This is a genomic window from Sporosarcina sp. BP05 (assembly GCF_014282005.1).
In the GTDB taxonomy this organism is placed as follows: domain Bacteria; phylum Bacillota; class Bacilli; order Bacillales_A; family Planococcaceae; genus Sporosarcina.
Map to the genome: position 1 here is coordinate 1 of NZ_JACFTD010000094.1, position 397 is coordinate 397.

Sequence of the window (397 nt, forward strand, 5' to 3'; positions counted from 1 at the left end):
CTATGGGATTTATTTTTTATCTAGGAATGGATTATAAAGTGCACTTAAGAGAAGAATCGGCAACAACATTTAATTTAATGCCTTTTTTAATATTTGTAGCTATTTTTCCTGTTTTTATTGGATTTTTATTACGATTGCCTAAATTGATTATAGAGATTAAAGAAAAAAAGCAATGGTCGTTTGATTGGATTAAGGTTGCTGCAATTGGAATCCCGTCTCTTTATATAGCAATGATACCAATTTTGTCTTTTTATTTTGGGTTGAATTTGTTATTTGCAAAAGAGTTTCTGCTGTTAGGAGATACTACATTCACATCAACAGCTGGGATTGTATTTGGTTATGTTTTATTAGACAGCTTAAAAAAATAACAATTCCTCAACTAACGGAGCGCTTTAGT

Annotated in this window: 1 protein-coding gene; it reads left to right on the forward strand. The window is 30.2% G+C overall.

Features of this window, described 5'->3' with window-relative positions; genetic code table 11:
- A partial coding sequence (locus H2672_RS19310) for a hypothetical protein (RefSeq protein ID WP_186674017.1) occupies positions 1–368 on the forward strand: 368 nt, incomplete at its 5' end.
- Positions 369–397: the final 29 nt, after the last annotated feature.